The 21,305-nt window shown below is 72.8% G+C and carries 16 protein-coding genes; 11 read left to right on the top strand and 5 right to left on the bottom strand.

Features of this window, described 5'->3' with window-relative positions:
- Window positions 1–399: 399 nt before the first annotated feature.
- The 10 genes from IF37_RS0102275 (at window position 400) to IF37_RS40675 (ending at window position 11,963) form a co-directional block, all read left to right on the top strand.
- Entirely contained in the window at window positions 400–1,413 is a 1,014-nt protein-coding gene (locus IF37_RS0102275) for a hypothetical protein (protein ID WP_052844927.1), read from the top strand.
- Window positions 1,414–1,751: 338 nt separating this feature from the next.
- Window positions 1,752–2,654 (top strand): fumarylacetoacetate hydrolase family protein, encoded by a 903-nt coding sequence (locus tag IF37_RS0102280; RefSeq protein ID WP_052844928.1) that lies wholly within the window; start codon window positions 1,752–1,754, stop codon window positions 2,652–2,654.
- Between the two features lies 1 nt (window position 2,655).
- Window positions 2,656–4,383 carry a non-ribosomal peptide synthetase gene (locus IF37_RS0102285; protein ID WP_030735222.1) on the top strand — a complete coding sequence of 576 codons (1,728 nt, stop codon included), beginning with the start codon at window positions 2,656–2,658 and terminating at the stop codon, window positions 4,381–4,383.
- 4 nt (window positions 4,384–4,387) lie between these two features.
- Window positions 4,388–6,163 carry an asparagine synthase (glutamine-hydrolyzing) gene (gene asnB / locus IF37_RS0102290; protein WP_030735225.1) on the top strand — a complete coding sequence of 592 codons (1,776 nt, stop codon included), beginning with the start codon at window positions 4,388–4,390 and terminating at the stop codon, window positions 6,161–6,163.
- The gene (locus IF37_RS0102295; protein WP_030735228.1) at window positions 6,160–7,581 is read left to right on the top strand and encodes an AMP-binding protein; all 1,422 of its coding nucleotides are present in this window, start codon (window positions 6,160–6,162) and stop codon (window positions 7,579–7,581) included. Before asnB ends, IF37_RS0102295 begins: the two co-directional genes overlap by 4 nt.
- Complete coding sequence (locus IF37_RS0102300; protein WP_079165510.1) at window positions 7,578–7,811, top strand: acyl carrier protein; 234 nt, start codon at window positions 7,578–7,580, stop codon at window positions 7,809–7,811. Before IF37_RS0102295 ends, IF37_RS0102300 begins: the two co-directional genes overlap by 4 nt.
- Window positions 7,798–9,030 (top strand): cytochrome P450, encoded by a 1,233-nt coding sequence (locus IF37_RS0102305; protein ID WP_052844929.1) that lies wholly within the window; start codon window positions 7,798–7,800, stop codon window positions 9,028–9,030. Before IF37_RS0102300 ends, IF37_RS0102305 begins: the two co-directional genes overlap by 14 nt.
- Complete coding sequence (locus IF37_RS40670; RefSeq protein ID WP_030735237.1) at window positions 9,027–9,758, top strand: thioesterase II family protein; 732 nt, start codon at window positions 9,027–9,029, stop codon at window positions 9,756–9,758. Before IF37_RS0102305 ends, IF37_RS40670 begins: the two co-directional genes overlap by 4 nt.
- Window positions 9,755–11,032, top strand: a complete 1,278-nt coding sequence (locus tag IF37_RS0102315; RefSeq protein WP_030735240.1) for an APC family permease — start codon at window positions 9,755–9,757, stop codon at window positions 11,030–11,032. Before IF37_RS40670 ends, IF37_RS0102315 begins: the two co-directional genes overlap by 4 nt.
- 229 nt (window positions 11,033–11,261) lie before the next feature.
- Window positions 11,262–11,963, top strand: a complete 702-nt coding sequence (locus IF37_RS40675; protein WP_052844930.1) for a thioesterase II family protein — start codon at window positions 11,262–11,264, stop codon at window positions 11,961–11,963.
- Between the two features lie 85 nt (window positions 11,964–12,048).
- Here IF37_RS40675 and lpdA read toward each other — a convergent pair whose 3' ends face one another.
- The 5 genes from lpdA to IF37_RS0102345 all read right to left on the bottom strand — a co-directional run bounded on the left by lpdA (window position 12,049) and on the right by IF37_RS0102345 (window position 20,474).
- Window positions 12,049–13,449 (bottom strand): dihydrolipoyl dehydrogenase, encoded by a 1,401-nt coding sequence (lpdA, locus tag IF37_RS0102325; protein ID WP_030735246.1) that lies wholly within the window; start codon window positions 13,447–13,449, stop codon window positions 12,049–12,051.
- A 119-nt stretch (window positions 13,450–13,568) separates the two neighbouring features.
- Window positions 13,569–14,564 (bottom strand): methylmalonyl Co-A mutase-associated GTPase MeaB, encoded by a 996-nt coding sequence (meaB, locus tag IF37_RS0102330; RefSeq protein ID WP_030735249.1) that lies wholly within the window; start codon window positions 14,562–14,564, stop codon window positions 13,569–13,571.
- 5 nt (window positions 14,565–14,569) lie between these two features.
- Window positions 14,570–16,744, bottom strand: a complete 2,175-nt coding sequence (gene scpA / locus IF37_RS0102335) for a methylmalonyl-CoA mutase (protein WP_030735252.1) — start codon at window positions 16,742–16,744, stop codon at window positions 14,570–14,572.
- Complete coding sequence (locus IF37_RS0102340; protein WP_030735255.1) at window positions 16,744–18,552, bottom strand: methylmalonyl-CoA mutase family protein; 1,809 nt, start codon at window positions 18,550–18,552, stop codon at window positions 16,744–16,746. Before IF37_RS0102340 ends, scpA begins: the two co-directional genes overlap by 1 nt.
- A 203-nt stretch (window positions 18,553–18,755) precedes the next feature.
- The gene (locus IF37_RS0102345) at window positions 18,756–20,474 is read right to left on the bottom strand and encodes a hypothetical protein (RefSeq protein ID WP_030735258.1); all 1,719 of its coding nucleotides are present in this window, start codon (window positions 20,472–20,474) and stop codon (window positions 18,756–18,758) included.
- 288 nt (window positions 20,475–20,762) lie between these two features.
- On the opposite strand from IF37_RS0102345, the gene IF37_RS0102350 reads away from it, so the two are divergent.
- Window positions 20,763–21,155, top strand: coding sequence for a cell division protein SepF (locus tag IF37_RS0102350; protein ID WP_030735261.1), 393 nt, complete (start codon window positions 20,763–20,765; stop codon window positions 21,153–21,155).
- Window positions 21,156–21,305 lie beyond the last annotated feature (150 nt).

Consider the following 21,305-nt stretch of genomic DNA (forward strand, 5'->3'; position numbering starts at 1 on the left):
GGCCGTCAAGGGGGTGGCGGGGGGTTCGGGCCATCTCGACCGGAATTCGGCGCCCCAGCCGCCCCGATCGGGGCACCGGGCCCCGTGGACGGCCCGCCCGGCGGCCCGGCGGTCGGGGCCCCGCGGTCCGGCTCCCATCAGTCAGGACGACCGGCGCCGCCGCGCACCCGCCCCGGCGGACGGATGATCGGCCGGAGGCACTCCATCACGGAAATGGGCATGTTATTCGGTCAAAGCCTGTATGAGTGTCTACGACACCCGGGGTTGGGAACGCGTAACGCGTACGGCACACCACAAGGGAATACCGCTTCCCCCCACATCGCGGTCATCGCTGATTCCCCGTTTCTTCCGCCCTTTCGGAGGGCGTCATCCGTGCTGTCGAAAACAAGGAGTAACGCCATGTCGTTAGCGGACGGCCGGCCCGATGAAGCGCCGGCCATCGAACTGCTCGACTGCACCCTGCGCGACGGTTCCTACGCCGTCGACTTCCAGCTCGACGAGGAGTTCGTGACGCACCTGCTCACCCGGCTGGACGACATACCGGTCGCCAAGGTTGAGGTGGGCCATGGGATCGGGCTGGAGGCCGAACGCAACGGCATCAAGCCGTGCAACATCGGCCACTACCGCTGGGCCGAGATCGCCCGCTCCGCCCTGGCCCGCAAGCCCTGGGGCATGTTCGCCCAGCCGGAGTTCACCCGCCTCGACACCATCGCGGAGATGAGCGACCGCGGGATGTCCTTCGTCCGGGTCGGCATGGAGCCCGACCGGGTCCCGGACCACCTCGACTACCTGCGGCGCGCCACCGAACTGTGCGGTCAGGTCTATCTGAACCTCATGAAGTCCAGTGCCACGCCGGTGCGGCAGCTCGTCCGGCTGCTCGACGGGGTGACCCCGGAGATCGCGGGCGTCTACGTGGTGGACTCCTACGGCGCGATGCTCCCCGCCGACGTGCAGACCTATGTGAGCGCGGTCCGCGAGTACTTCCCGGTCGTCGGCTTCCACGGACACGACAACCTCGGCATGGCCAACATCAACAGCATCACCGCCATGCAGGCGGGTGCCACCATCGTCGACGCCACCCTCGACGGCATCGGCCGCGGCTCCGGAAACGCCGCCATCGAATCACTGGCCGGCGTCATCAAGATCCTCGGGACCGATCTTTTCGACTACCAGGAACTCGCCAAACTCGCCGAGTACTGCCGGGAAAACATGGTCCCCATTCCCGAGGACCGCACCATGCAGGTGCTCGGCGCGGTGATCGGCATTCATTCGGGCTATTTCCCGCTGGTGGAGGAATTGGCCGAGGAGTACCACACCGACCCGGCGCGGCTGATGGAGACGGCCGTGCAGATCGCCGACCACAGTCCACGCAAGGATGATTTCCGTACCGCCGCCAGCAGGATCACCGCCTGACCGCCCCCCGGACCCGGACCGGACCCGGACCCGGACCGGACCCGGACCCGGACCGAACCCGGACCCGGACCGAACCCGGACCCGGACCCACCCCGGATCAGGATCCGCCCCCGGAGTCCGGGGCGGCGCACGTCGCGCTCCGGCCCCTCACCCCCGGGCCGCCCTGCCCGGAGGGCACGCGCCCGCTCCCCGCACCCGGGGCGCCCGGGGACACGCTCCGGCTCTCCGCGCCCGGCACGGCCGGAGGGAGCACCCGCACACGAGCGGCCAGGTCCGGAAAGCAAGGCCCCAGCCGACCGGCGGACCGCATCCCGGTCCGCCCGCCCACGGGAGACCACATGAGAATCACCAGGACCGGCACGTCCGCCGGCGGCCACGGCATCGCCGTGCACCACCGCGACCAGTGGTTCGACCTGTCCGACGTCCCCGGCTACGCCGGCGTGACCCGGATCGGCGACCTCCTCGGCGAGACGGAGTCCCGGGAGCTGACCGGCTCCCTCGAACGGCACGCGGGGGCCCGCACCCCCGGACCGCCCGACCTCGGCCTCGCCCCCACCATCGTCGACCCCGGAGCCGACATCTGGGGCGCCGGCCTCAACTACCGCCGACACTCACAGGACTTGGAGTCCGAGCAGCCCCGCTCCGGCCCCGGCTCCTATCTGCGCCCCGCCAACTGCCTGATCGGCAACGGCGACCACATCGAGCTGCCCCGGCAGTCCCGGCGGGTCACCGCGGAGGCCGAGCTGGGCCTGGTCATCAAGACCACCTGCAAGAACGTCGACCGCGCCGACTGGCGCTCCGTCGTCGGGGGCGTCACCGCCGTGCTCGACATGACGGCCGAGGACGTCATCCGGGAGAACCCCCGCCACATCCCCTGGGCCAAGGGGTTCGACACCTTCTGCAGTGTCGGCCCGGTCCTGGTCACCCTGGACGAGTTCGGCGACGACGACCTCACCGCGCTGCGCATCGCCACCGTCCGCAACGGGGAGACGATCGCCGAAGCCACCCCCGCCGCCATGAAGTTCGGCCTGGACCGGCTGGTGGAGTACTTCAGCGCGGGACGCACCCTCGAAGCCGGCACCGTCATCTGCACCGGCACCCCCGGGGCGGCGGTCATCGAGGCCGGGGACACCGTCGAGGCGGTCGTACAGGACGTCGGCACGCTCACCCATCCCGTCCGGCAGCAAGGGGCGGGCCGCCACGAGGCACGGTTCCCGGCAGTCCACAGCGAAGGAGGGTGACATGGCAGCCACAGCGCGATCCCTGCTCGACGGATTCGACCGCGCCGTCCGGGACACCCCGGACAACGAGGCACTGCGCACCGTGCGCTCCGCCCTGACCTACCGCGAACTGGGGGAGCGTGTCGACGAGTTCGCGGACCGGTTACGGCGGCTGACCCGCCCGGACGAATGCGTCGCGCTGCTCGGCACCCGCGGCACCGCGGCGATCACCGCCATGATCGGCGCGCTGAAGGCGCGGCGGCCGTTCGTCTTCGTCGACGAGCGGGACAGCGACGCGTCCAACACCGCCAAGACCGGCCTGCTGGGCGTCCGGCTGCTGGCCCGGGGCTCGGGCGGCGACGGCGACGGCGACCTGGAACTGACCGAGCCGCCGGCCCGCTGGCGCACCGCCGCCGGCCCGCCCGAGCCGCGCCGGCTGCCCTTCGCGGACGGCGAGATCGGTTACGCGATCCACACCTCGGGCTCCACCGGCACCCCCAAGTGCGTCCTCGTCCGGACCGCCCCGCTCGCCCCGGTCATCCGCGACCACGTCACCCGGCTGTCCGTCGGACCGGGCAGCCGCACCCTCCAGTTCGCCCGGCTCACCTTCGACGGCTGTCTCACCGAGATCCTGTGGACGCTCACCGCCGGCGCCTGCCTGGTCGTCGTGGACGAGGGGCGCCTCGCGCCCGGCGCCGTCCTCGCCGACACCCTCGAACGGTTCGGGATCACCCACCTCAAGACGACACCGTTCGCCCTGACGGTCACCGAACCCACCGACGGGATGCGCCTGGAGCACGTCGTCAACGGCGGCGGCCCGTGCCGCCCGGCCGTGGTCCGCACCTGGTCGAAGGCGGCGAGCTTCCACAACGCCTACGGCCTCACGGAGACCACGGTCTGCAACCTGCTCAGCGACGCCCTCGACCCGGACGACTGCCGGGACGGCGTGCCGCTGGGTGAACTCGTCGGCGACTGCGCGTACGAGCTGCGCGACGCCGGCACGGGAGCCACCGGGCCCGGGATCCGGCGGGGCGAACTCGTCGTCACCGGCGCCTCCGTGGCGGCCGGATACCTCACCGAGCAGGGGGTCACCCCGCTCGACGGCCCCGCCGGGACGGGCGGCTACGCCACCGGCGACGTCGTCGAACTCCGCGACGGACGGCTCTACTTCGTGGAGCGGCTGGACCGCCAGATGAAGGTGCGCGGCTACCGGCTCGACCCGGGCGAGATCGAGGTCGCGGTGTGCCGCCACCCGGACGTGCGGGAGGCCGTGGTGGTGGCCGAGGCCCAGAGCACCACCGACCCCGCAGACTCCGCGGACCCCGCCGCCGACACCCTGGTCTGCTACTACCAGGGCACCGCCGACCCGCGCGCCCTGCGGGGGCACCTCGACGGCCTCCTCGATCCGTACAAGATCCCGTCCGTGCTGGAACGCGTCGACGTCTTCCCCAGCACCCCCAACGGCAAGATCGACCGGGACGCCCTGCGCACGCGGCGGCACGCCCGCACCCCCGCGGACGCCCCCGACGGCCCGGACGAGCGGCTGCTGCACCTGGTGCGCACGCTCACCGGGGTCCAGGACGCGCGGCTGGACGACAACTTCTTCGAACTGGGCGGCGACTCCGCCTCGGCCGTCGTACTGGTGTTCGGCATGAAGAAGCTCGGCTGGACCGACGCCGGCGTCCGTGACGTGCTCCGGGCGGAGAACCTGCGGGTCCTCGCCGACCGGCTGCGGGAACGGAGCGTGTGACACGATGTGCGGCCTGTGCGGGACCTACACCCCGGACAAGACCCTGGACCGGTCCGTCGCCGCCGCGATGCACACCCGGCTGGTGCACCGCGGACCGGACGAGACCTACTCCCTCGACATCCCCACCCTCTCCGCCAAGCTCGGCCGGCTCGGGATGACCGCGCTGAAGGACGGCTGGCAGCCCGCCCAGGACCCGAGCGGCCGGTACACGGCCCTGACGAACGGCGAGATCTACAACACCGCCGAACTGCGCGCCCTGCTCGGCGGCGCCCCGCCCGACAACCGGGTCGACGTCGCCGTGCTGCCGGAGCTGTTCGCCCGCCACGGGCCCGCCGGCCTGGCCCGCGTCGACGGACAGTTCGCCACCGTCATCCACGACCGCGCCGACGACACCCTCTACCTGGGCCGGGACCGCTTCGGCATCTGCCCCCTGTTCTACGCCGTGCTCGGCACCCACGTGCACTTCTGCTCCGAACTGAAACCGCTCGTACGGAGCGTGCCGCACACCTGGCGGCTCGACCTCGGCGCCGTCGACCAGTACCTGGCGCTCGGCAACATCGTCGCGCCGCGGACCCTGGTCGAGGACGTGCGCGCCGTACCGCCCGGCTGCGTGGTCCGCTTCGGCGACGGAGCGCCCGAGACCGTGCGCTACTGGCGGTACGGGGACTTCCGGCCGGCCGACCGCCCCGCCACCGGGGAGGAGATCCGCGCGGCCGTGGCGCACTCGGTGACGGACCGGCTGCGCGCCGACGTCGAGATCGGCGCCTACCTCAGCGGGGGCTTCGACTCCAGCACCCTCGTGCTGGAGGCGGCCCGCGCCCGGGAGAAGCCCACCCGGACGTTCTCCGTGCTCTTCGACGACGTCACCCTCGACGAGGGACGCTTCCAGCGCGAGGTCGCCGACGCCGTCGGCAGCGAACACCACCAGATCCGCTGCGCCCCGGCCCATGTCGCCGCCGAGTTCGAGGACATGGTGCGCCACTGCTGCCATCCGCAGCGGGAGACGTACAACGTCGCGGCCCTGATGCTCGCCCGGCAGGTCCGGCTCACCGGACTCAAGGGCGTGATCTCCGGCGAAGGCGCCGACGAACTGTTCTTCGGCTACGACTCCTACGCGTTCGACGGCGCCCGCAGAAAACCGCCCGAGCGGCACGCCGAGAACGAACAGGCGTGGGGTCGCGCCGACTTCGCCTGGGAGACCGACCGCGCCCGCACCGCGCGCCGACGGGAGCTGTGCCTCGCCCCGCGGGCACTCCAGGCGCTGCCCGGCCAGGAGTACTGGCGGGACCGGCTGATCCCGTTCGACGACCGGGAGACCGCCTCGCTGACCCGCATGCAACTGCGGTCGATCGCCGACGTGTACGTGCAGCTGAGCGGACATCTGCTCGGCGACCACGGCGACATGATGCTCATGGCGAACTCCGTCGAAGGACGCTACCCGTTCCTCGGCAACCCCGTCGTCGCGCTGGCGCTCGGCGTCCCCGACGAGCGGAAGGTGGCCCACTTCGAGGGCAAGGCGTGTCTGAAGGAGGCGTACGCCGGGATCGTGCCCGAACGGATCCTGCACCGCGCCAAGCAGGGCTTCACGGCGTACGGACTGGCCGACACGGCCGACGAACGGACCCTCGCGCGCTGGCGGGACCTGGTCGCGGCCACCGGCGTCTTCCGCCCCGACGCGCTGACCGCACTGGGCGCCGACCCCACCCCCGACAAGTGGGACGTCCGGCTGAGCCTGGTCAGCATCAGCGCGATCATCGACGAGTTGGGACTGCGCTCATGACGGACACCTGGCACGAGCTGCTGCACGGCCGGCAGTGGTCCGCCCCGGACACCGTGTGGGTCGAGGACGGCACCGAGTACAGCCGGGCGGACGTCGGCCGGCTCGCCACGGCGGTCGAGGCGGTGATCCGCGCGGGCGGCCCGGCCCGGGTGGTCGTCATCCGCTCCCGGCACAAGCTCGGCTGCTTCGCCGGACAGCTCGGCGCCTGGCGGGCCGGCTCCGTGGCCGTCGCCGACGACCACACCCTCACCGAGCACGACTTCGACCGCATCCGCCCCGACCTCACCCTCACCGTGTCGGCCGGCCCGCACCCGTCCGTCGAGCCCGCCGGACAACCGGCCGGCCGACTGCCCCCGGAGCGGCTCCCCGAGGAGATCGTCGCGGTCAACTACACCTCCGGCAGCACCGGCAGCCGCAAGGCCGTCGCGGTCACCCGCGGCAACCTGCTGGCCCTCTTCGGCTGCCGCGACCTGGACGTACCCGTCCCCGGCCGGCTCACCGCCGGCAGCTTCGCCACCCCCACCTACGACGGCTGGTGGTTCGACACCTGGCGCACCGTTGCGGCGGGCGGACGCGTGGTGTGCCTGCCCCACGTCAACGACGACGTCTTCGCCTGGCCCGGCCTCGCGCGGACGTACGGCATCGGACGCCTGCTGCTGCCGGCCGCGGTCCTCGCCACGGTCGTCGAGGTGCTGCCCGAGGCCGTCGCGGACATCCCCTGGCTGTTCAGCGGCGGGGAGCAGTTCCGGACGTCGACGTACCGGCAGGCCCGGCAGGCGGGCCTGCGCCGGCACTTCGTCAACCTGTACGGGCCGACCGAGGCCACCTTCGCCACCCACCACTACCGGCTGCCCGAGGACCTCGACGCACCCACCGTGCCCATCGGCCGGCCGCTGGACGGCTGCCGGCAACTCCTGCGCCCACCCCAGGACGGACCGCCCGACGCCCGCGAACTGGTCGTGTACGGCCCGTTCGTCTGCCTGGGCTACATCGACCGGGGCGTCCTGGCGCACCGGTTCCGCGACGCGGCGGGCGAGGCGTCGTACGACACCGGGGACCTGGTGCGCGCCGACGGCGACGGCGACCTCGTGTTCGCCGGGCGGCTGGACGGCGGAGTCAAGGTCAACGGGATGCGGGTCGACACCGCCGCCCTGGAACAGCGGGTCACCGCCCTGCCCCGGGTGCGGGACTGCCGGGTCGTCCAGCACGAACGGCACACCGTGGCCTTCGTCCGCACCGACCCGGCCACGCTCGGGGACCCGGCCACCCGGTCGCGGATCGAGACCGTCGTCCAGGGCTTCTCGCCCGCGATCGGGGTCCGCCTCGTGGACCGCTACCCGGTCCGGGCCGGCGGCAAGGTCGACGTCCCCACCTTGATGGACCACTACCGAACGACAGACAGGGCCGAGGAGACATGACGGACATCTCACCAGCTGCCATCACCGACTGCGTCCGCACGGTAATGGGCCGCGAACTCGCCGACGACACGGACATCTTCACCGCCGGCGTCGACTCGCTGGCCGTGCTGCGCTGCCGTGCCCTGCTGAAGGAGCGGACCGGGGTCAAGGTCCCCGGCCACGTCTTCTTCGAGGGCCGCACCCCGGCACGCATCGCCGATCTGATCGGAGGCCGGCATGCTGGTCGTTGAGGACAGCCCGCTGTACTCGCCGGAGTTCTTCGCCGACGACGACCCGTGGGCGTACCTGGCCGGCCTGCGCGCACACCACCCGGTGTCCGTGCACCGCCGGGACGACGGCTACGAGTTCTACGCACTGACCCGCTACGCCGACATCTACGCGGCCTACGTCGACCACCAGCGGCTCAGCTCGTCGTACGGGACCATGGTCGACGGCTCCTACCTGCCGCGGAAGGACTCGGCCTCCGGCCGCATGCTCATCGTCACCGACCAGCCGGCGCACACCGGCATCCGCAAGCCGATCAAGACGAGCGGGTTCAGCCGGGAGATGCTCGCCCGGGTCGGCCGCACGGTGCGCCGGAACATCCGCGACGCCCTCGGCAAGCTGTCGGTGGGCGACCGGCTCGACTTCGGCAGCGTCGTCGCACCTGAGCTGCCCAAGGGCGTCCTGGAGGTGCTGTTCGGCATCGGCCCCGGCGACGCCCACAAGCTGCTCGAAGACACCCGCACCATGATCGGCTACCGGGACGAGGTGTATGCCGGCACCTCCCCGCTGGACGCGCTCGTCGACGCCCAGCTGGACGTGCTGGAGTTCATCGACGAGCTGATCGGGCACCGGCTCGACTCCGGACAGGCCGACGACATGATCGGCTTCCTCGCCCGGTGCGTGGCCGACGGCACCATGCCCCGCGACGTCGCGGTGCTCAACGGCCTGAACGTCGCCGTCGGCGGCAACGAGACGACCCCGCACACCGCCAGCCTGACCGTCCACACCATCGACGGACACCGCGACCAGTGGCGCAAAGTCGCCGACGGCGACACAGGCTGCGACGTAGCCACCCAGGAGTTCCTGCGGTGGACCTCCACCAACAGCTACGTGCAGCGGCTGGCCGTGGAGGACTTCCCCGTCGGCGGGCACGTCATCCCCGCCGGCAGCTTCGTCACCCTGTGGAACATGTCGGCCAACCGGGACGCCGACGTCTTCGACCGCCCCGACGACTTCCTGATCGACCGCGCCGACAACAAGCAGCTCGCCTTCGGAGCCGGTGTCCACCGCTGCGTCGGAGCCCCCGCGGCCACCCTGGAGATCCAGACCTTCGTCGAGGAACTGGCCGCCTGGGACAAGGCGTTCGCGGTCCTGGAACCGCCCCGCAAGCTGCGTTCCAACTTCATGCTCGGACTGACCGAGCTCCAGGTGGAGGTGGTCGACGCCAAGGAGTTCGCCAGGTGAGCCGGACCTGGGCCGGCCGGGACCTGTGTGTCTGCTTCCCGGCCGCAGGGGGCGGCGGCGCCCCCCTCGACCTGGTGCGGGACGCCGCCGCCCGGCTCGGCCTGGCCACGCTGGCCCTGCCGAACGCCGAGTCCGTGGCCGACCTCGACTCGGGCCGGTGGGGGCGACGGACCGTCGAGGCGATCCGGCGCGCCGCCGACCGCGGTGCCGCCCGCCGCATCGTCCTCGCCGGGCACTCCATGGGCGGACTTTCCGCCATCCGTCTGCTCCCGGCCCTCGGCGTGCGGGGCGCGCGGCCGATCGGGGTACTGGTCATCAACACGCCCTGCCCCGACTCCTCAGGACGCATACCGACGATGTCACGACTGCCCGACCCCGAGATCGCCCGGATCCTCGCCCATGACGGCTTTCCCCAGGAGGTGCTCGACGACGAGGACATGCTCGCCGAGGTCGCGCACGGCCTGCGGAGCGACACCGTGGTGGCCGACCGCCTCGCCGAGCGCTTCGGCCCCGCCGGCCGCCTCACCGACCTGCACGTGCTGTGCGGACGCGACGACCGGTTCATCCCGCCCGAACGCTGCGCCGCCTGGGCCCGCCGGGTGTCCGGGGAGTTCCACCTGACGGTCGTCCCCGGCGGGCACAGCCCGGACACGACCTGGACCACCGCCCTCGACCGTGCCCTCGCCGGCGTGCTCGCCGCGACCCCGGCCGAGGAGGCGGCGGCGTGAGCGGACTGAAGAAGTCGCTGGGCGGTGCCGTCGGCACCTTCCTCGCGCTCTCCACCATCCTGGGCAGCGGGATGATGATCCTGCCCGGCACCAGCTACCAGGAACTGGGCCGCTCCGCCTGGCAGCCCTGGGCCGTCGCCGCCGTGTCCGTCGTCCCGCTGCTGTACTGCTACGCCTGGCTGGGCCGCCGCCACCCGTCGGCGTCCGGGGTCGCCCACTACTCCGAGGTCGCCTTCGGGCGGCCCGTCGGGCGCTCCGCCGGGCTGCTGGCCACCCTCGCGCTGGTCGCCGGCATCCCGGCGACCGCCATCACCGGCGGACGCTACGTCGCCCAGTTCTCCGGCCTGCCGAGCCTGGCCTGGCTCTTCCCGGTCGCCGTCCTGGCCGCCGCCACGCTGATCGGCTGCCTGGGCGCGAACGTCTCCGGGAAGGTCCAAGTCGCCCTGGTCCTCGGCCTGTTCGTGCTGGTCGCGTGCACCGCCCTGGTCGCGATCGGGGCGCACGGGGTACGCGCGCCGAGCACCGCGGTACCGCCCCTCGGGGAGCTGGGCGGCGTCCTCACCGCCGTCTACGTCGCCTTCACCGGCTGGGAGACCGTGGCCTTCACCTTCGAGGAGCACAAGCGCCCGGACGCCATCCCGCGCATCTTCGCCGCCTCCTACGTCATCGTGGTCGCCCTGTACGGGCTGGTGCTGCTGGGCCTGTTCAGCGCGGTGGACCCCGGCGACAAGGCCCTGGACGAGGCCCCGCTGCTGCGGCTGGCGGAGCGCTCGCTCGGGGAGCTGGGCCGGCCGGTGACGCTGGCGCTGGTCGTCGCCGCCATCACCGCGAACGTGTGCGCCTCCGTGCTGGCCCTGTCCCGGCTGGTGTACGGCATGGCCCGCAGCGGCTATCTGCCCGGCCCGCTGGCCCGGGTGCGGCCCCGGGACGGCAACCCGGTGACCTCCGTCCTGGCGGTCGGCGCCGTCCTGACCCTGATCGCGCTCCTGGGCTCGACGGGCGCCATGTCGTTCCAGTTGCTCTTCGTGCTGTCCGGCGGGATCTACTTCGTGCTCTACGGGCTGGGCGCGGCCTCGTACACCAAGCTGGCCGGGCCCGGTGCGCCCCGGGCGGTCGCCGTGCTCTGCGCGGTCACGGTGGTCGCGGTGACCGTGCTCGCCGGCCCGCCGATGTGGGCGTGCTGGGCGCTGTTCGCCGTCGTCTGGCTGGCGACCGCCGTCCTCGCCCGGCGCCCGTCGACGGCCGAACCCGAGTACGAGAGCGCGGACCGGTGAGCGCGGCGGGCCGTGGCCCCGACACACACAACCGACCCAGGCGAAGTCGACGCACACACAGCCGGCGCACACAGAGCCGACCCACACATAGCCGACCCACACATAGCCGACGCGCACACAGTCCGCGTACACACAGCTGACACCCACCTAGCTGACATTCACACAGCTGGCACCCACATAGCTGGCACCCACATAGCTGGCGGGCACACAGCTACGGAGGCCAACCACCATGGACGACGCGAGTACCGTGTTCTTTCCCGGTGCCGGCTCCTTCGGCGCCGAGTTCCGTCCGCTGACGCGGGCGCTGGGCCGGACGTCATGGCCGGTGCGCTATCCGGGCCGGCCCGGCCGGGACTTCGGGGTACCGGCCGGCTCCTTCGACGCGGTGGCGCGGGCCTGCGCCGAACAGATCCTCCGCCGTCCGGCGGCCCGCGTCCTGCTGTTCGGACACAGCTACGGGGCGTACGTCGCCTACGCCACCGCGGCCCGTCTGCGCGAGGCCGGTGCCGAGGTGGCCGCGCTGCTGGCGGTGGGCGCCGCCGGGCCCGGCCGGCTGCGGGTGCCGGAGCAGGCCGCGGCCGGTCCGGCGGGGGCGGCGGCCTTCCTGGACCGGGCGGACCCCGGCGCCCTGGCCGGGGCCCCCTCGGACGACTGGCGGACCGTGGTCGCCGAGACGGCGGCCCAGGACCTGGCCCTGCTGCGGGGCTTCGACCCCGCGACGGTTCCCGGCCTGGCCTGCCCGGTGCTGGCCGCCCGGGGCGCCGAGGACCCGCTGACCACGGACGACACGATCGCCGCGTGGCAGCACACCACGACCGGCCCGTTCAGCCGGCGCACCTTCCCGGGCGGTCACTCCGACCTGCTGTCCGCGCCCGAGTGCGCCTCCTGGCTCCTCGGCGTCCGGGAGACGGCGGGCGTCGGGCCGGGCTGAGCCGCCCGGTCCGCCCGCCGTCACACGGGTCCGTCCGCGCCGGACCCGCCGCATGCTCCGGACCCCCCTGCACGCTCCGGACCCGCTACATGTTGATCATGTGCCCGGCCAGCCCGTGGACGGCCTCCTTCACCGCCTCGCCGAGCGTGGGGTGCGCGTGGACGTTGCGGGCGACCTCGTGGACCGTCAGGTCCCACTGCTGGGCCAGCGTCAGCTCCGGGAGCAGCTCGGTGACCTCGGGACCGATGAGGTGGGCGCCGAGCAGTTCGCCGTGCGTGCCATCGCTGATGACCTTGACGAAGCCGACGGGGTGCCCGAGACCGTGCGCCTTGCCGTTGGCGGTGAACGGGAACTTCGCCACCCGGACGTCGAACCCGCGCTCGCGGGCCTGGGCCTCCGTCCAGCCGAAGCTGGCCACCTGGGGCTGGCAGTAGGTGGCCCGCGGAATCATGGTGTAGTCCAGCTCCATGGTTTCCGCGTCGCCAATGGTTTCGGCGGCCACGATGCCCATCGACTCGGCGGCGTGCGCCAGCATCAGCTTGGCGGTGACGTCACCGATCGCGAAGATGTGCGGCACGTTGGTGCGGCACCGTCCGTCGACGTCGATGGCGCCGCGTTCGGTGAGTCGGACACCGGTGTTCTCCAGGCCGTAGCCCTGGACGTTCGGGGCGAAGCCGATGGCCTGGAGCACCTTGTCGGTCTCCAGGGTCCGGCGCTCGCCGTTCTTGTCGACGGTGACGCGGACGCGCGGGCCCGAGTCGTCGATGGCCTGGACCGCGGTGCCCGTGAGGACCTCGATACCGAGCTTGCGGTAGTGCTTCGCCAGCTCCTTGGAGATCTCCTCGTCCTCCAGCGGGACCATGCGGTCGAGGAACTCGACGATGGTGACGTCCACGCCATAGCTGCGCAGCACATAGGCGAATTCCACACCGATGGCGCCGGCGCCGGCGATGACGATGCTGTCCGGCAGCGTCTCGCTGAGGATCTGGCTCTCGTAGGTGACCACGCGGTCCGACAGCGCCGTGCCGGGCAGCAGCCGGGGAGTGGCACCGGCCGCGATGATGCAGTGGCCGAAAGTCAGCGTCTCCGTACGGCCGTCCGGGGAGGTCACCGTCAGGGTGTGGTCGTCGGTGAAGAAGCCCCGCCCGTCGAACTGGGTGATGGCGTTCTTCTTCATCAGGTAGTGGACGCCCTTGACCCGGCCGTCGGCCACCTTGCGGCTGCGCTGGTAGGCGACCCCGTAGTCCGCGGCGACGTCATCACCCACGGAGATCCCGTACGCCTTGGCTTCGTTCGTGACGAACTGGACCATCTCGGCGTTGCGCAGCAGTGCCTTGGAGGGAATGCAGCCGACGTTGAGGCAGACACCTCCCCAGTACCGCTCCTCCACCACCGCGGTGGAGAGGCCGAGTTGCGCGCTGCGAACCGCCGCGGTGTAGCCGCCCGGGCCCGCTCCTAGAACAAGGACATCGAAATGTTGGCTCACAAGGAAATGATCCTTGTCCGGTCGCGGCCCTTCGCGCAACCCACTCGGACGAGCCTCGGACAGCGCGCGGCCCCCGGGGCGGCGCCCCCGGGACCGCGCGAGGGCGCGGAGCGGCGGCCTCAGGAGCGGGACGTGCCGCCCTCGAAGGCGGCCAGGATGCGCTCCGCCGCCAGGGTCGCCGTCAGCCGGCCCTCCCGGACCTGCCGTTCCAGGTCCGGGGCGGCCTCGCGCACCGCCGGATCGGCGTGCAGCCGGCCGAGCAGCTCGTCGCGCACCATCGCCCAGGTCCAGCCGACCTGCTGGTCCCGGCGCTTGGCGGCCAGTCTGCCGGTGGAGTTCAGCAGCGCGCGGTGCCGCTCCAGCCGCTCCCAGACGGTGTCCAGGCCCGCCGGCTCCCGGGCGGAGCAGTGCAGCACCGGCGGGGTCCAGAAAGCGTCCGCGCCGTGCATCAGCCGCAGCGCGCCCGCCAGTTCACGGGCCGCGGCTCGGGCGTCCCGCTCGTGCGGGCCGTCCGCCTTGTTGACGGCGATCACGTCCGCCAGCTCCAGGACGCCCTTCTTGATGCCCTGCAACTGGTCGCCGGTGCGGGCCAGGGTGAGCAGCAGGAAGGAGTCGACCATGTCGGCGACCGCCGTCTCCGACTGGCCGACGCCGACGGTCTCCACCAGGATCACGTCGTAGCCGGCCGCCTCCATCACCACCATCGACTCCCGGGTGGCCTTGGCGACCCCGCCCAGCGTGCCCGCGCTGGGGGAGGGGCGCACGAAGGCGTCCGGGTCCACCGCCAGCCGCTCCATCCGGGTCTTGTCGCCCAGGATGGAACCGCCCGTGCGGGTCGAGGAAGGGTCGACGGCGAGCACCGCCACCCGGTGGCCCAGCGAGGTCAGCATCGTGCCGAACGCGTCGATGAACGTCGACTTGCCGACACCCGGCACCCCGCTCACCCCGATCCGCCGCGCCCGACCGCTGTGCGGCAGCAGCTCGGTGAGCAACCGCTGGGCCAGCGCCCGGTGTTGTGGCCGGGTGGACTCGACGAGCGTGATGGCGCGGGCCACCAGGGCCCGCCGCCCGTCAAGCACACCCTTCACATACGTGTCCAGATCGATCGCTGCCATCGGCGCTACAGCTCGTGGCCGAGGTCGGCCGACAGCCGCTTGACCAGGTCGTGGGCCGCGTCCGGGATCACCGTCCCGGGCAGGAACACCTCCGCCGCGCCCATCTCCCGCAGCGTCGGCACGTCCTGCGGCGGGATCACCCCGCCGACCACGATCACGATGTCCTCGCGGCCCTCCTCGGCGAGCTTCTCGCGCAACGCCGGGACCAGCGTGAGGTGTCCGGCCGCCAGCGACGACACCCCGACCACGTGCACGTCCGCCTCGACCGCCTGCCGGGCGACCTCCTCCGGCGTCTGGAACAGCGGGCCGACGTCGACGTCGAAGCCGAGGTCGGCGAAGGCCGTCGCGATCACCTTCTGGCCGCGGTCATGGCCGTCCTGGCCCATCTTGGCGACCAGGATGCGCGGCCGGCGCCCCTCGGCCTCCTCGAACGCGTCCACCAGGGCCCGGGTGCGGTCCACGGACGGGGACTGCCCTGCTTCGTTGCGGTACACACCGGAGATCGTACGGATCTGGCTCGCGTGCCGCCCGTACACCTTCTCCAGGGCGTCGGAGATCTCACCGACCGTCGCCTTGGCGCGGGCCGCGCGCACCGCCAGCTCCAGCAGGTTGCCACCGCCGTCGGCCGCCCGGGTCAGCGCGTCCAGCGCGTCCCGGCAGGCGGTCTCGTCCCGCTCCGCGCGCAGCCGCCGCAGCTTCTCGATCTGCTGGGCGCGCACCGAGGAGTTGTCGACCTTGAGGACCTCGATCTGCTCGTCGCTGTCCACCCGGTACTTGTTCACACCGATCACCGGCTGCCGCCCGGAGTCGATGCGGGCCTGGGTGCGCGCCGCCGCCTCCTCCACCCGCAGCTTCGGGATGCCGGCGTCGATGGCCTGCGCCATCCCGCCCGCCTGCTCCACCTCCTGGATGTGCGCCCACGCCTTGCGCGCCAGGTCGTACGTCAGCCGCTCCACGTAGGCGCTGCCGCCCCACGGGTCGATGACCCGGGTGGTGCCCGACTCCTGCTGGATGAGCAGCTGGGTGTTGCGGGCGATGCGCGCCGAGAAGTCGGTCGGCAGCGCGAGCGCCTCGTCGAGCGCGTTGGTGTGCAGCGACTGGGTGTGGCCCTGGGTCGCCGCCATCGCCTCGACACAGGTGCGCGTGACGTTGTTGAACACGTCCTGCGCGGTCAGCGACCAGCCCGAGGTCTGCGAATGGGTGCGCAGCGACAGGGACTTGCTGTTCGCCGGCTCGAACCGGGAGACCAGCTTGGCCCACAGCAGCCGGGCCGCGCGCAGCTTGGCGACCTCCATGAAGAAGTTCATGCCGATCGCCCAGAAGAACGACAGCCGCGGCGCGAACGCGTCCACGTCGAGCCCCGCCTCGCGGCCCGCGCGGATGTACTCCACACCGTCCGCGAGCGTGTACGCCAGCTCCAGGTCGGCCGTCGCGCCCGCCTCCTGGATGTGGTAGCCGGAGATGGAGATCGAGTTGTAGCGGGGCATCCGCTGCGAGGTGTACGCGAAGATGTCGGAGATGATCCGCATCGACGGCTTCGGCGGATAGATGTAGGTGTTGCGGACCATGAACTCCTTCAGAATGTCGTTCTGAATGGTCCCGGCCAGCTTCTCCGGCGGTACTCCCTGCTCCTCCGCCGCCACGATGTACAGCGCCAGCACCGGCAGCACGGCGCCGTTCATCGTCATCGACACGGTCATCCGGTCCAGCGGGATGCCGTCGAACAGCTGGCGCATGTCGTAGATGGAGTCGATCGCCACACCCGCCATGCCGACGTCACCCGTCACCCGCGGGTGGTCGCTGTCGTAGCCGCGGTGCGTGGGCAGGTCGAAGGCGACCGACAGGCCCTTCTGGCCGGCCGCGAGGTTGCGCCGGTAGAAGGCGTTGGACTCCTCGGCGGTGGAGAAGCCCGCGTACTGGCGGATCGTCCAGGGCTGGTTGACGTACATCGTCGGGTACGGGCCGCGCAGGTACGGCGCGATGCCCGGGTAGGTGCCCAGGAAGTCCAGGCCCTCCAGGTCCCGGCCGGTGTACAGCGGCTTGACCCCGATGCCCTCCGGGGTCTCCCACAGCGGCTGCGCGCCGCCGGCGGCCCGCTCGACGGCGGCCCGCCACTCGCCGTCGGTGCCGTCGGCGACCGGGGTCCCCAGCTCGATGCCGGAGAAGTCGGGGATTCCCATCAGGACACTCCCATGCGGTCGAGGGTCGCGGACAGCACATCCACGGCGTCGCAGCCCGCGAAGACGTACGAGTCGACGCCGGGGTACTCGCCCCGGCCCGCCAGGAACACGTGCCGGGCACCGGCCGCGCGCAGCGACTCGGCGGTCCGCCCGGCCTGTTCGGCGTAGAGCGCGTCGCTGGAACACAGCACGGCCTCGGTGGCGCCGCTGTCCGCGAAGCCGCCCTCGGTGACCGGTTCGACGCCGCCGGCCTGGAAGAGGTTGGCGGCGAAGGCCGCGCGGGCGGTGTACTCGGCCGGCGAGCCGATCGTGGCGAGGAAGACCCGGGGCCGCGCGCCGGTCTTCGCCAGGTGGGCGTCGGAGCGGGCGCGCAGCTCCTCGAACGCCTCGTCGCGGCGCACCCGCGGCAGCCCCCCGGAGGGCGGCTCGGGCGCGGGCTCCCGCCGCACCGGCTTCTCGGCCAGCAGCGGGAACTCGCTGACCCCGGTGACGGGTTCGCGCCGCTTGGCGAGCTTCTTCGAGCGCGCCGCCCAGGTCGTGGCCAGGTCGGTGCGCAGCCGGCCGGAGCGCAGCACCGCCGCCTGGCCGCCGTCACGCTCGATCGACCGGAAGAACTGCCAAGCGGCCTCGGCGAGTTCGTCCGTCAGCCGCTCCACGTACCAGGAGCCGCCCGCCGGGTCGATGACCCGGGCCAGGTGGGACTCCTCGATCAGGATGGAGGAGGTGTTGCGGGCGATCCGCCGGGAGAACGCGTCGGGCAGCCCCAGCTCGTGGTCGAACGGCAGCACGGTCACCGCGTCGGCGCCGCCCACCCCCGCGGCGAGCGTCGCGACCGTCGTGCGGAGCATGTTCACCCACGGGTCACGGCGGGTCATCATCACCGGCGAGGTCACCACGTGCTGCGTCTGGGCGCCGGGAGCCCCGCAGACCTCGGCGACCCGCGCCCACAGTCGGCGTGCCGCGCGCAGCTTGGCGATGGTCAGGAACTGGTCGGCGGTGGCCGCGTAGCGGAACTCCAGTTGCCCGGCGGCCTGTTCGACGCCCAGCCCGGCCTCGGTCAACTCCCGCAGGTAGGCCACGCCGGTGGCCAGCGAGGCGCCCAGCTCCTGCGCGGCCGACCCGCCCGCCTCGTGGTACGGCAGCACGTCCACGGTCAGCGCGCGCAGACCCGGGTACTCCGCGGCGCAGCGCGCGGCCAGCGCGGCGTACGGCGCGAAGCCCAGCGCGGTGCCGGTCCGCGCCTCGTACCCGAGCGGGTCGCCGCCCAGGTTGCCGCGTACGGCCCCGGCGTCGACGCCCTTGTCGGCGTACAGCCGCAGCAGCGCCTCGGCGGCCTGTCCGGTGTCACGGCCGGCGTCCAGGACGACCGGCGCCAGGTCGAGGTAGACACCGTCGAGGGCGCGGCCCAGCTCGGAGACCGGGATGCCGCCCTCGCCCAGCACCAGCCAGAGGGAGGTGCCGCCGTTCTCCAGATCGGTGAGCACGGCGTCCGCCGCGCCGCCGGCGAGGGAGGTGTGCCGCTGCCGCACGTCCCAGCCGCTCGGGCCGGTGCCTTCCGGACGGCTGCCCCGCACGAAGGGGGCGAAGCCGGGCAGGCCGGGGTCGGGCGCGCTGTCGCGCGCGGTGTACAGGGGCCGGGTGCGCAGCCCGTCCTCCAGCGTCGTGGACAGGGCGTCCTCAGCTGCCTCGCCGGAGAATTCCCTGCCTGACTTGCGCAGTACGCCCTCGACCAGGCGTTGCCACTGCTCGTGCGTCGCGTCAGGGAACTCGGCGGCCAGTGAGAGCCCGTCGTCAGGCAGGACCGTCATGGTGCGGATGCTAGGGCAGGCCGTCCAGCCGGGGGCGGAGCACGGGCTGTGAGGTTTCTCTTCTTGCGGTGGTGACCGGTGCCCCTCCGGGACCTCGGCCCGGATCCGGGACGCGTGCGGGCCGCTGCCCCGTTCCCCGCCCGGGCGGTGTCACGCCGGTGCCCCGCTCCTCCGCCCCGGCGGCGTCACGGCCGGGCTCCGCTTCACCCGGACGGCGGCCGGAGCGCCGGGTCGGTCCCCCGCAGGTCCCGCGTGGACAGCGTCTGCGGGTCCCCGGTGAAGGCGCGCAGCCGCAGCCGGGCGCCCGGCCGCGCCGGCAGCGGGAAACGGCCGTTCGGCGCCCGCAGTTCCACGGTGGCCGTGGAGTGCGCGGGAATCGTGGTGGCGCCCCGCGCCGGGGACCAGTACCGGCCCATGCCGTACCCGCTGGTCAGCATGTAGTGCGGGGTGAGCGCGGTGTCGCCGGTGTTGGCGACCCGCAGGGTCACCCCGGACAGGGCCCGCGCCGAGAGGTACCGCGCCGCCGTGACGTCCATCCGCAGCGGTGGGCGACCCGACGCCGCCACCACCGCGCACACCGGCGCGGGCGCCAGCAGTGCCGCGACGGTTCCCGCCAGGACGGCCCGGCGGCGCGGACCGGTCAGCGGACGGGGCCGCGGCTGCCAGGCGTGGGCGAACTCCGGCAGCGGCGCGGTGACCGCCGATGCCAGCCACAGCGGGGTCATCATCAGGTAGTAGCCGTCCTGCGACCGTGTCGCCAGGTAGAAGGCGCACCAGGGCAGCACGGTCGCGGCCGGGCCGAGCCGGCGGACGAACAGTGTGAACACCGCGAGCAGCCCGGCGGCGAGCAGCGCGCTCGCCCGGCCGTACCAGTCGAGCCGGTCGCCGCCGTGCGTGAAGTACAGCGAGACGCCCACCAGCCCCTGGCCGTGCGGCACCGCGCCCTGGGTCAGCGGCAGGACGATCCCGCGCAGCCAGGGGCCCGGTTCCCGCACGAGGAAGTACGCGCTGATCAGCAGCCAGGTCAGCGCGGCGGTCCCCACGATCCGCAGGACCACGCCGGCCGCCGCCCGGCCGCCCAGCTCGCCGCGCCGCACGGCGTGGATGCCGACCAGCAGGAACGGGGCGACGAACCAGGGGAGTTGCTGGGCGGCGCACGCGGCACCCAGGCAGGCGGCCCGTGCGATCCCGGCCGCGCCCAGCCGGCCGCGGGCACCGAGTCGGGGCCAGCGCACCACCACCGGCATCAGCAGGGCCAGCGCGATGATCGCCGGGTAGCCCTGCCGGGCGTACCCCGGGAGGAAGCCGAAGCCCAGGCAGACCATGGTCGCGGCCGAGCGCCAGGGCGGAGGCAGCAGCCGCCACAGCGCGACCGTGCCGAGGACCAGTGCCGCCGTCGCCGCCGCGGTCGCCGGGGCCCCGCCGCCGCCCAGCCACAGCAGGGGGGCGGTGAGCAGGGGGGCCAGCGGGGGATAGCCGTAGGTGAGGTCGTACCCGCCGTCCATGGTCGCGGTCAGCGCCACGCCCTTGGCGTGGAACAGCCAGGGCCACGGCCGTTCGTACACCGGGTGCCCGGCGCCGAGTTCCCGCGCGGCCTGGGCGGTGAGGACGGCCTCGTCGCCGCCGGTGTGGTTCAGCGCCCAGGCGCATCCGGCCAGGACGACAGCGGTCAGCAGTACGACCAGGTCCAGGCGGGCCAGGGAGCGGGTGCGGCGGACCGTGAGCGCGAGCACGCCCGTCACCAGGATCGAGGCGTAGCAGACCGAGATGACGCCCGCGAGGACCAGATGGTGCGCGGCCGCCTGCGACCAGGCCGCGCGGGTGCCGATGAACAGGCTGATGTCGGCGAGGAGCGTCAGGACGCGGTGCCACTGAGCGGGACCGTCCGGGGCCCGGGTACGGGCCCCCGGGACGGCGGACACCGCCGGCGATGTCCGCCGATCGGGTGTCACCTGCTGTGTTTCTGCCAAGTGCACGGCACCGGACGCTAGCGGTGACGGGTGAGCGGTGCACGGAGCGCGATGAAGAGTCGGGTATGAGCCCGGTAAGAAACGGACTGTTCGGGTTATTCGCCTCAAACTCCCGCTCGAGTATCGGACGGAGAGTGGACGCAACCGTCGCGGATCGTGTCGTTGTTGGGCCGGACGGGTGACTTGGCGTAAGAATTGGCTGGTGCAGGCATTGAAAGCGAGTCAGGTCGGGGGGAGCCGGTGAGCCGCCGCTACGACGTCACCGATGAACAGTGGGAAGGGCTCGCCCAGGTCGTGCCGCTGCGAGGCCGGGATTCCTGGCCGTCCGCGGTGAACCACCGCTCGCTGCCCGACGCCGCGACCGAGTCCCGGCGCCGGTTCGTGGTCCTGCGCGTCAACGTCTTCGCGGACGCCCGGGAGGTCGCCGAGACGCTGATGGCCGGGGTGCCGGTCCTGCTCGACCTGTCCGGCGCGGAGGGCGATGTCGCCAAACGCGTCCTGGACTTCAGTACGGGCGTCGTCTTCGGCCTCGGCAGCGGCATGCACCGCGTCGACCGCAACGTCTTCCTCCTCACGCCGCCGGGCACGCAGGTCAGCGGCCTGATGGAGGGCGCGGGTCTCTCCGGTGGCTGACCTGACCTGACCTGGTCTGGCCTGGGCCGGCCTGGTCTGGGCTGGCTTGGGCTGGCTCGGCCTGGGCTGGTCTCGCCCGGCCTGGGCCGGCTCGGCTCGTCCTCACCTGTCCGCTCCGTTCTGTCTCGGTCGCGCGGTCCGTGGGCCGGT

Source organism: Streptomyces sp. NRRL S-31, from assembly GCF_000718775.1.
Classification (GTDB): Bacteria; Actinomycetota; Actinomycetes; order Streptomycetales; family Streptomycetaceae; genus Streptomyces.

Coding starts and splice junctions, on each gene's coding strand:
- IF37_RS0102275 (WP_052844927.1), top strand. CDS start 400: ATGTCGTTAGCGGACGGCCGGCCCGATGAAGCGCCGGCCATCGAACTG.
- IF37_RS0102280 (WP_052844928.1), top strand. CDS start 1,752: ATGAGAATCACCAGGACCGGCACGTCCGCCGGCGGCCACGGCATCGCC.
- IF37_RS0102285 (WP_030735222.1), top strand. CDS start 2,656: ATGGCAGCCACAGCGCGATCCCTGCTCGACGGATTCGACCGCGCCGTC.
- asnB (WP_030735225.1), top strand. CDS start 4,388: ATGTGCGGCCTGTGCGGGACCTACACCCCGGACAAGACCCTGGACCGG.
- IF37_RS0102295 (WP_030735228.1), top strand. CDS start 6,160: ATGACGGACACCTGGCACGAGCTGCTGCACGGCCGGCAGTGGTCCGCC.
- IF37_RS0102300 (WP_079165510.1), top strand. CDS start 7,578: ATGACGGACATCTCACCAGCTGCCATCACCGACTGCGTCCGCACGGTA.
- IF37_RS0102305 (WP_052844929.1), top strand. CDS start 7,798: ATGCTGGTCGTTGAGGACAGCCCGCTGTACTCGCCGGAGTTCTTCGCC.
- IF37_RS40675 (WP_052844930.1), top strand. CDS start 11,262: ATGGACGACGCGAGTACCGTGTTCTTTCCCGGTGCCGGCTCCTTCGGC.
- meaB (WP_030735249.1), bottom strand. CDS start 14,564: ATGGCAGCGATCGATCTGGACACGTATGTGAAGGGTGTGCTTGACGGG.
- scpA (WP_030735252.1), bottom strand. CDS start 16,744: ATGGGAATCCCCGACTTCTCCGGCATCGAGCTGGGGACCCCGGTCGCC.
- IF37_RS0102340 (WP_030735255.1), bottom strand. CDS start 18,552: ATGACGGTCCTGCCTGACGACGGGCTCTCACTGGCCGCCGAGTTCCCT.